Annotated in this window: 10 protein-coding genes and 1 pseudogene; 10 read left to right on the forward strand and 1 reads right to left on the reverse strand. The window is 71.4% G+C overall.

All coding sequences use genetic code 11. The annotated features are described in order from the left end of the window. Positions 1 to 6: 6 nt before the first annotated feature. The 6 genes from BGO46_RS09375 (at position 7) to BGO46_RS09400 (ending at position 5,422) form a co-directional block, all read left to right on the forward strand. Positions 7 to 867, forward strand: a complete 861-nt coding sequence (locus BGO46_RS09375) for a metal ABC transporter permease (RefSeq protein WP_292677927.1) — start codon at positions 7 to 9, stop codon at positions 865 to 867. Between the two features lie 44 nt (positions 868 to 911). After that, the gene (locus BGO46_RS09380; RefSeq protein WP_292677924.1) at positions 912 to 1,355 is read left to right on the forward strand and encodes a transcriptional repressor; all 444 of its coding nucleotides are present in this window, start codon (positions 912 to 914) and stop codon (positions 1,353 to 1,355) included. Then, entirely contained in the window at positions 1,348 to 2,382 is a 1,035-nt protein-coding gene (locus BGO46_RS09385; RefSeq protein ID WP_292677922.1) for a permease, read from the forward strand. Before BGO46_RS09380 ends, BGO46_RS09385 begins: the two co-directional genes overlap by 8 nt. Continuing rightward, positions 2,375 to 3,175 (forward strand): TIGR03943 family protein, encoded by an 801-nt coding sequence (locus BGO46_RS09390; RefSeq protein WP_292677920.1) that lies wholly within the window; start codon positions 2,375 to 2,377, stop codon positions 3,173 to 3,175. Before BGO46_RS09385 ends, BGO46_RS09390 begins: the two co-directional genes overlap by 8 nt. Then, positions 3,165 to 4,580, forward strand: coding sequence for a hypothetical protein (locus BGO46_RS09395; protein WP_292677918.1), 1,416 nt, complete (start codon positions 3,165 to 3,167; stop codon positions 4,578 to 4,580). The genes BGO46_RS09390 and BGO46_RS09395 overlap by 11 nt, the downstream gene beginning before the upstream one ends. 188 nt (positions 4,581 to 4,768) lie before the next feature. Continuing rightward, positions 4,769 to 5,422, forward strand: coding sequence for a DNA-3-methyladenine glycosylase (locus BGO46_RS09400; RefSeq protein WP_292678030.1), 654 nt, complete (start codon positions 4,769 to 4,771; stop codon positions 5,420 to 5,422). 47 nt (positions 5,423 to 5,469) lie between these two features. Here BGO46_RS09400 and BGO46_RS09405 read toward each other — a convergent pair whose 3' ends face one another. Next, complete coding sequence (locus BGO46_RS09405; protein ID WP_292677916.1) at positions 5,470 to 6,096, reverse strand: TetR family transcriptional regulator; 627 nt, start codon at positions 6,094 to 6,096, stop codon at positions 5,470 to 5,472. A gap of 34 nt (positions 6,097 to 6,130) precedes the next feature. Here BGO46_RS09405 and BGO46_RS09410 point away from each other — a divergent pair, with 34 nt between their 5' ends. From BGO46_RS09410 to BGO46_RS14640, 4 genes and pseudogenes are all read left to right on the forward strand, one after another. Beyond that, positions 6,131 to 7,459, forward strand: coding sequence for a glycosyltransferase (locus BGO46_RS09410; RefSeq protein ID WP_292677913.1), 1,329 nt, complete (start codon positions 6,131 to 6,133; stop codon positions 7,457 to 7,459). Between the two features lie 100 nt (positions 7,460 to 7,559). Beyond that, positions 7,560 to 9,017 (forward strand): FAD-binding protein, encoded by a 1,458-nt coding sequence (locus tag BGO46_RS09415; RefSeq protein WP_292677911.1) that lies wholly within the window; start codon positions 7,560 to 7,562, stop codon positions 9,015 to 9,017. Between the two features lie 238 nt (positions 9,018 to 9,255). After that, the gene (gene rpmB / locus BGO46_RS09420; RefSeq protein ID WP_055987914.1) at positions 9,256 to 9,492 is read left to right on the forward strand and encodes a 50S ribosomal protein L28; all 237 of its coding nucleotides are present in this window, start codon (positions 9,256 to 9,258) and stop codon (positions 9,490 to 9,492) included. After that, positions 9,492 to 9,556: pseudogene (locus tag BGO46_RS14640) on the forward strand (50S ribosomal protein L33); the annotation flags it as partial. The gene rpmB and the pseudogene BGO46_RS14640, both read left to right, overlap by 1 nt.

Here is a 9,556-nt window from a genome sequence, read left to right on the forward strand (position 1 = left end):
TCGCTCGTGAACTGGTCTGACATCGGGGATGCCATGTTCGGCGGCATCGCCGACTACGGGGCGATCCTCGCGCTCGTGTCGAACTCGATCTGGGCGGGCGCCGTCCTGGGCCTGGTCGGCGGCCTCATCGGCGTCTTCATCATGCAGCGCGACATGGCCTTCGCCGTGCATGGCATCAGCGAACTGTCCTTCGCGGGCGCCGCGGCGGCGCTGCTGCTCGGCTTCGATGTCGTGACGGGCTCGATCGTCGGGTCGCTGATCGCGGCCGCGCTCATCGGCATCCTCGGAGCGCGTGCGCGCGATCGCAACTCGATCATCGGCGTGCTGATGCCGTTCGGCCTGGGCCTGGGCATCCTGTTCCTCTCCCTCTACAACGGGCGCAGCGCCAACCGGTTCAGCCTGCTGACGGGGCAGATCGTCTCGGTGCAGAACGCGCAGCTGGGCTGGCTCATCGCGATCAGCGCGTTCGTGCTGATCGCCCTGCTGCTGATCTGGCGTCCGCTGAGCTTCGACTCGCTCGACCCGCAGTCCGCCGCGGCGCGCGGCGTGCCGACCGTGCCGGTCTCGCTCGGATTCATGCTGCTGCTGGGCCTCGTCGTGGCCGTCGCAGTGCACATCATCGGCGCGCTGCTGGTGATGGCGCTGCTGGTGACCCCCGCTGCCGCGGCCGCGCGCATCACGACCGGAAAGCTTGCGCTGCCGCTGCTGTCGGCCCTGTTCGGCCTGGTCGCCGCCGTCGGGGGCATCCTGCTGGCCGTCATGGGCACGCTGCCGGTGAGCCCCTACATCACGACGCTGTCGTTCCTGATCTACGTCGTCTGCCGCATCGCCGGCAGCCGCCAGGGCCGCGTCGCGCGCGTGCGCTGACCGCTCCCAGCCCGCTCCGAATGACCGCGGGTAGACTCGCGGGCATGGCTCAGCGCAACACTTGGCAGCGCGATCGCGTGCGCACAGCGCTCGGCGACGCCGCCGGATTCGTGAGCGCGCAAGACCTGTACGCCGCCCTGCGCGAAGACAACACCGGCATCGGGCTGGCCACCGTCTACCGGGCGCTGGCGACCCTCGCCGCGAGCGGCGAAGCCGACCAGCTGCAGAGCCCCGAGGGCGAGGCGATCTACCGCGCCTGCTCGACGACGGGGCACCACCACCACCTGATCTGCCGCAACTGCGGCAAGGCCGTCGAGATCGAGGCCCGCGAAGTCGAGGCCTGGGCGCAGCGCACCGCGGCGCAGCACGGCTTCACGCAGGCCGAGCACGTCGTCGACATCTTCGGACTGTGCGCCGAATGCTCCGCCGCCCTGCCCGCAGGCAGCGAGAGTCCCCACACCCATGTCCACGCGGATGCCCGTGACTGAACCGGCCCTCGCGCCGCGCACGCAACGTCTGGAGCGTGATCCGCGACTGCGCAGCGGCCTGCTGATCGGGGTCGGCGCGCTCGTCGTCGCCGCGCTCGTCGCGGTCGCCCTGCTCTCGCCGGGGCCGGCACTGCCGACGCGCGTGCAGGACGGCCTGACCCTCTCGATCAGCGTCCTGATCGAGTCGATGCCCTTCGTCGTGCTCGGCGTGCTGCTGTCGATCGTCGTGCAGGTGTGGGTTCCGCCGGGCGCGATCGAACGGTGGATGCCGCGTCGCGCGTGGGCCCGGCGCATGGTCCTCTCGCTGCTCGGCATGCTCGTGCCCGTATGCGAATGCGGGAATGTGCCGTTCGCGCGCGGCCTCATGATGCGCGGATTCACCGTGCCCGAGACGCTGACCTTCCTCATCGCAGCCCCCATCGTGAACCCGATCGTCATCATCACGACCCACCAGGCGTTCGGCTTCGACGACGGCATCCTCATCGCCCGCCTGCTCGGCGGCTTCGCTGTCGCGAACCTCATCGGCTGGCTGTACAGCAGGCATCCCGACCCCGACGCACTGCTCACCGAGCGCTTCGCCGCCTCGTGCGCCGTCGCCCTCGACGCGGATTCCGCGCCGACCTCGGGCCGCGGGCAGCTCAGCCTCGCCCAGCTCATCATCGAGCTGCGCGCCGTCATGCCCGCCCTCGTGATCGGGTCGGCACTGGCCGGCGCCGTGCAGGTGCTCGTGCCGCGCGACGCGCTGCTGGCGATCGGATCGAACCCCGCCCTGTCGATCGTCGCGATGATCGCGCTCGCGATGATCGTCTCGATATGCTCGAACGTCGACTCGTTCTTCGCGCTGTCGTTCGCCGCGACCTTCACACCCGGGTCGATCGTCGCGTTCCTGCTTGTCGGCCCGCTCGTCGACGTCAAGATGCTCGCGCTGCTGCGTACGACCTTCCGCAGCAAGGTGCTCGTGGGGCTCGTCGTGATCGTCGTGCTGTTCGCCGTCGCCGTCGGATCGGTGGTGAACCTCCTTGCGTGATCTCATCGGAACCCGCCTGCTCGGCGTCGGGCTCGCTGCCGCGCTGTCGGCGTTGACGGTCGCGCTGTGGCTGACCGGGCAGCTCGGGCTGTACATCAATCCGGAGTCGACGTGGTTCGCCGTCACGATGGCGTTCGTCGCGCTCGTCGGCTGCGCCGTCAGCTTCGCGCTGCCGCGCGGCGCCGAGGCCGACCACGGCCACGACCACGGCGACCACGACCACCACGACCACGGTCACGAGGTTGCGCCGCGCCGGGCTTACGAGGCGGACGGCGATCACGACCACAGCCACGCACGCCCAACCCTCGCGGGCACGGCGGCGGTGGTCGGGGGCATCCTCGCGACCGGAATCGTCGCGGTGATCGTCGTGACGCCGCCGGCGACCCTGTCGGCCGAGCTCGCGATGCAGCGCGACACCGGAACGGCCCCCCTGTTCCAGGGCGCCGACACGATCGCGCTCGCCTCGACGGGCGACACCGCCTCGTTCGGACTCGGCGAATGGGCGAGCGTCTTCGCGACCGCGACCAATCCCGAGGCGTTCGACGGCGACGAGGTGACCCTGACGGGGTTCGTCACTCCCGCCGATGACGGCTTCGCCCTGACGCGGCTCATCATCACGCACTGCGTCATCGACGCGCAGCCCGCGAGCGTCGCGATCGCCGCCGATGCACAGTGGGAGACCGGCCAGTGGGTCACCGTCACGGGGACGATCCGCGACGACGACGGCACCCTCGCCGTGCACCCGACGAGCGTCGAAGCCGTCGACCAGCCGAAGGACCCGTATGAGTACTGACGCGGGGTCGCGACGTGCGCGCACCCGCCGCCGGCGCTCTCGCGCGTTCCTCGGCGCGTTCGCGATCGTGATCGGCGTGCTCGCCGTCGTCGGGCTCGCCGGTGCCGCCGTGTCGACGGCGCAGGGCCCGCGGGTGACGAAGGTGAGCATCGATCCGGATGCCGCCGTGAACTCCGCCGGATCGCGCATGATCGTCACGACGACTCAGTCGCTCGCCGAGGTCGACCCCACGCAGGTCACGGTCACCCCCGCGGCCGACATCACGGTCGACACGTCGGGCCGCAGCGTCGGCGTGCGCTTCGCGTTGCCGCTGTGGGACGACACCGAGTACACCGTGACGATCGACGGCGTCACGGGGGTCGGCGGCGGGGCATCCACCACGATCACCGAGACGTTCCACACTCCGGCGCTGCAGACCTATCTGCTGCTGCGCGGCAGTGACGGCGACACCGTCTTCCAGACCGACCTCACGGGTGAGCAGGGCGTGCCGGTGTTCACCGACCCGCAGATCGAGGACTTCCGCGCGACCGCGAGCCACCTCGTCATCTCGACGCTCGACGACAACGGCGAGTCGCACCTGATCGTCACCGACCTCGACGGAGCGAACGCACGTGAACTGCCGCTGCCGGGCCCCGGCACGGTGTCGAACCTGCAGAGCGCCGACCGCGGCAACCTCATCGGGTACACGTTCACCGATGCCGACATCGGGGCATCCGGAACCCGCGAGAGCATGCTCTACACCGCGTCGCTCGCGGCGGCGCAGGCGGAGGATGCCCCGACACCGATCACCCGCACGGGCGGCGAATCGCGCGTCGACGACTGGCGGTTCGTGCCGGGCACCGACAGCATCCTGATGCTGACCTTCGACGGTGCGCTGACGCTCGTCTCGCCCTCGGGTGGTGCGCCGGTCGCGCTCGGCAATGCCGTCATGATCGACGGCATCGCGCGCGGATCGACGACCGTCGTGATCGAACGCGTCGACGGTCCCGTCGCGATCGACCTGTCGACGGCGCAAGAGCAGGCGCTGCCTATCACCGATCCCGACCTCGGCCAGACCGGCAGCGTGCTGCCGCTCGCCGACGGCACGACGCTGCGCTCACTCGCTCTGCTCGATGGCTTCACCGTCACGTCGACGACCGTCAACGTCGTCGATGACGTGGGGCAGTCGCGGCCTGTCTTCTCGATCGACCCGGCCGATACCCTGCTCGAGACCTGCGTCTCGCCGAGCGGCCGCTACGCCGCGTTCCTCGTCGCGCCCGATGCGGTGAACAACGCGTATGACGGCCACCAGCTGCCGCTGCCCGAGCGCGTGCAGACCCACATCGTCTCGCTGACCGATGGCACCGAGGTCGTCGCCCTGACCGGGTTCGACATCTCGTGGTGCCAGAATCCGCCGCGGCTGTGACCGCGCAGGGCCCGGGCGCGGCGTCGCGCCGCAACAACTCAGGAGACGCGGCCCGAGATCACGCCGAAACCCCGGATTCGGCCCCGTTAGGGGGTGCTGTTCCTGAGCTATTGCGGCCGGGGCTCGGTGACGCCCCCGGTGAGGGGCGGTCGGGCCGGATTGCTGCCTCTGGCGGCGCGACGCCGGGGCTGAATCGCGCGACGCGCGCAGCGCTGTCGGGGCTGCCGGTCGAGGTCGCGCCGCGCCTGCTCGGCGGTGTGCTCGAGGTCACGACCGAGGGGGTGACGGTCGCGGTCCGCATCACCGAGGTCGAGGCCTACCATGGCGTCGGCACCGGCCACGTACCCGACCCCGGATCGCACGCCCGCATGGGCCGCACCGCGCGCAACGCGACGATGTGGGGCGAGCCGGGGCATCTGTACGTGTACCTGAGCCACGGCATCCACTCGTGCGTCAACGTCGTGTGCGGCCCCGAGGGGCAGGCGGGCGGTGTGCTGCTGCGCGCCGGCGAGGTGATCGAAGGGCAGGATGCCGCTTTCGCGCGCCGCCGCGCGGCGCGAACGGCCCGCGAGCTCGCGCGCGGCCCCGGCCGCCTCGGCGACGCGATCGGTCTGCGCCACCCGCGGCACGACGGCATCGACGCGATCACCGGCGCCGAGTTCGCCGGCGCGGTCGCGCGGCTGTGGCTGCCGGCATCCGCCCCCGCTCGCATCGAGCAAGGCCCGCGGGTCGGCGTCGCCGGCGTCGCGGGGACGGATGCCTTCCCGTGGCGGTTCTGGATCGCGGGCGACCCGACGGTGTCGGTGTTCCGCTGGGGTCGCGGGGCGGGCCCGACAGCCTGAGCGACCGAGCCCCGACCGAGCCCCGACCCGCCCGCCCGACCCCCGACTCAGTCCTCGAGGATCATCTTCCGCACGGCGCGCAGTAGCCACGCGCGGTACGCGTCGATGCTCCACCCCGACTCGATCACGAGCTGGGTGTAGCCCTCGGGTGAGATCAGGAACGAGAACTCCGACGCGAGCTCGGCGTCGGGCCTCGCACTGTGGCACAGGCCCTTCTCGCGGTAGGTCGTGATCGAGCTGACAATGTCGTACCGGCGATTGGCCTGTAGCTGCTCAAGGCGCGCGGCGACGTCGGCGTCGGCGGCGGATGCCTCGAGCACGCGCGGCCACAAGCGCGCGACGCGCGCGTTGGCCCCGGCGACCCAGCCGAGGTGGAACTCGAGCATCTCGTCGCCGAGCAGCGGCGCGGCCTGCGCGCCGAGCTCGCGATGGTGCAGCGGGCCGTCTCCCTCCGACCCGGCGAAGGCGCTGTCGAAGCACGCGAGCAGCAGCGCCGGCTTGGGCCCGTTCTGCTTGACGGTCTCGAGCGAGACCCCTGCCTGGGTCGCGATCGCCGACAGTGCGGTGCCGGAATAGCCGCGCTCGCCGAAGATCTCAGCGGCGGCCTCGAGGATGCGCCTGCGCGTCTCGGCAGCCTGGGCTTCACGCAACGGGGACACATACGGCGGAGTCATTGACTTTCCTAACAGGGTGGTGAATACTTCACGAGTGCTTTCAACATCTTATCAGGGGGAAGATGTCATGCTCTCGATCCTCATCTGCTGCACGCCCGTCCACGGGCACGTCGCGCCGTCGCTCGCCGTGGCCCGCGGACTCGTCGCGGCCGGTCACGACGTCCGCTTTCTCACCGGCGTCCGCTACCGCTCCGCGGTCGAGGCGGTCGGCGCGCGCTGGCTGCCGCTGCCGGTCGAAGCCGACTATGACGACCGTGACATGGATGCCTCGTTCCCGGGCCGCGTCGGCCTGACCGGCGTCGCGGGCGCCCGGTGGGATCTGCTGCACATCTTCCTCGAGCCCGCCGCCGCGCAGCTGCGCGCGGTCGACGACGCCCTCGCCGTACAGCAGGCCGACGTCGTGCTGGCCGAGAGCATGTTCCTCGGCGCGATGCTGCTGCTGTGCCGACCGGCAGACGAACGGCCGCGCGTCGCCGGGCTCGGGATCGTGCCACTCGGCCTGCGCAGTCGCGACACGGCGCCCTTCGCTCTCGGCATCCCGCCGCTGCCCGGCCCGATCGGGCGCCTGCGCAACCGCATGATGGCGTGGAGCACCGACCGCTTCGTCTTCGCCGAACTGCAGCGTGAGGGCGAGCGCCTCGCGCGCGAGCTCGTAGGCCACCCGCTGCGCTCGCCTGTCATGGACTATCCGTCGACGGCGGATGCCATCATCCAGCTCACCGTGCCCGAGTTCGAATACCCGCGCTCCGATCTGCGCGTGCCCGTCCACTTCGTCGGTCCCGTTGCCACGACGCCCGCCCCGGCCGGTGACCTGCCCGCGTGGTGGGACGACCTCGCCGACGGGCGACCGGTCATCCACGTGACGCAGGGGACGGTCGCCAACGCCGACCTGGACGACCTCATCATGCCGACGATGCGGGCTCTCGCCGACCGCGACGTGCTCGTCGTCGCGTCGACCGGCGGGCGCGAGATCCCGGCGGACGCCCTGCCCGCGAACGCCCGCATCGCCCCGTACCTGCCGTACGACCGGCTGTTCCCACTGCTCGCCGGCTTCGTCACGAACGGCGGCTACGGCGGCGTGCACTTCGCGCTCGCGCACGGCGTGCCGATCGTGGCGACCGGCAACACCGAGGACAAATCCGAGGTGTCGGCCCGCGTCGCGTGGAGCGGGGCCGGCGTGCGCCTGCAGCCGAAACACGGCGCGATCGCTCCGGATGCCATCGCGCGCGCCGTCGACCGGATCCTCGCCGAGCCGTCGTACCGCACGCACGCCGCGCGCCTCGGCACCGCGATCGCGGCGGCGCCCGGGATGCCCGGCATCGACGAGGTACTGCGCGGACTCGTCGCCGCGCGCGCCCTGTAACCACGCCGCGACCACGCCGCGACCACGCCACGAGCGCGCCGTCGCGCGCCCCCGAACTTCCCCCAACCCACCACACGCACGTCAATTGAACGGATGCCTTGTGACCACCGAACCGACCACCGAACCGACTCCCCGACCCACCACCGCACCGACTGGTGACCAGACCGCCGCGGGCGAACGCCCCGGCATCCTGCCCGGCGAGCACCTTGCCGCGCTGCGCGGCCGCGTGCGCGGCGCGGTGTCGCTGCCCGGCGACCCCGACTGGGACGACCAGCGCCGAGCATGGCAGCTGCTCGTCGATCAGCAGCCCGCGGCGATCGTCGTCGCGGCCGACGCCGACGACGTCGCGCAGACCGTCCTCGCGGCTCGCCGCCTCGGACTCGCGGTCGCCCCGCAGAGCACGGGACACGCGGCGGGCGCGATCCCGGGGCTCGCCGACACGATCCTGCTGCGCACGTCGCAGCTGCGCGAGATCGAGGTCGACCCGGGGGATGAGCCCGGATCTGCCCGGCTGCGGGTCGGCGCGGGTGTCATCTGGGCGGATGCCGTCGCCGCGGCCGGCGCGCACGGACTCGCCGCCCTCGCGGGCATGGCGCCGTCGGTGGGGGTCGCCGGCTACACGCTCGGCGGCGGCCTCGGCTGGTTGTCGCGGTCGCACGGACTGGCATCCGGCAGCATCGTCGCGATCGACGCCGTCGATGCGCGCGGCCGCGCGATCCGCATCGACGCCGACCACCATCCCGACCTGTTCTGGGCTGCGCGCGGCGGCATCGCTCCCGTCGTCGTGACCGCGCTCGAGCTGCGGCTCTACCCGATCGCGCAGCTGTGGGCGGGCGCCCTGATGTGGCCGCTCGACCGCGCCGCCGACGTCGCGCACACCTGGCGCGAGTGGGTGCAGACGGTGCCTGATTCGGTGACGTCGCTCGCGCGCGTGCTGCGCTACCCGCCGATCCCCGAGATCCCGGAGTTCCTGCGCGGGCGCGCGTTCGTCGCCGTCGAGGCCGCGATCCAAGCCGATGCCGACACCGCCGCGGCGCTGCTGCAGCCGCTGCGCGCCCTGGCGCCCGAGATCGACTCGGTGCGCCCGATGGCACCCGCCGAGCTCGCCGGCGTGCACGGCGATCCCGTCGACCCCGTGCCCGCATACGGCGAGGCGATCGTGCTGAGCGAGATCAGCCCGCGTTCGATCGATGCGCTGCTGGATGCCGCGCTCGCGCCGGAGGCCGGCGCGTTGCTGTCGATCGAGGTGCGCCAGCTGGGCGGCATGCTCACGCCCGGGCGCGTCACTGGCGGTGCCGTGAGCGGAATCGACGGCGCGGGCCTGGTTTATGCCGTGGGTGTCGTGCCGTTCCCGGATGCGCTTGAACCCGTGCGCGACGCCGCCGCGCACATCATGACCGGGGTGCGGCCGTACGCCGCGCCGGGCCTCGTGAAGAACTTCACGGAGGTGCCGGCACCGGCATCCGCCTTGTTCGGCCCCGCCGTCGAAAGACTGCGCGAGGTCGTCGGGGCGTGGGATCCCGAGCGGATCATCCGCACGGGTCATCCCCTGGACTGACGGCTGGGGACCGTCACCGCCGACTCGCGCACCCGTGTGCGGTCAGAGCGGCACATGGCGGGCGGATGCGGGGGGCATCCGCCCGCCATGCTAGACTGACTCTTTGTCTGCGCACGCTCCTGTGCGTAGTTCGTATCCCACTGCCTGATCCCCGAGCTTGTCGAGGGGTGGCGTGGGGTGCAGACAAGGGATCTTGGGTGGGGCCGTCCGGCCTCACGGTACAGAAGGAGTAATCACCATGGCAGCAGTGTGCCAGGTGACTGGAGCGGTTCCCGGCTTCGGTCACAACATCTCGCACTCGCACCGCCGGACGAAGCGCCGCTTCGACCCGAACGTGCAGAAGAAGACCTATTTCGTTCCTTCGCTTGGTCGCAAGATCACGCTGAACGTCTCGGCTAAGGGCATCAAGGTCATCGACGCCCGCGGCATCGAGTCGGTCGTGAAGGACCTCATCGCGAAGGGTGTGAAGCTCTAATGGCGAAGAAGGCTCAGGACGTCCGTCCGATCATCAAGCTGCGCTCGACCGCCGGCACGGGGTA

It is taken from the genome of Microbacterium sp. 70-16, assembly GCF_001898315.1.
GTDB lineage: Bacteria > Actinomycetota > Actinomycetes > Actinomycetales > Microbacteriaceae > Microbacterium.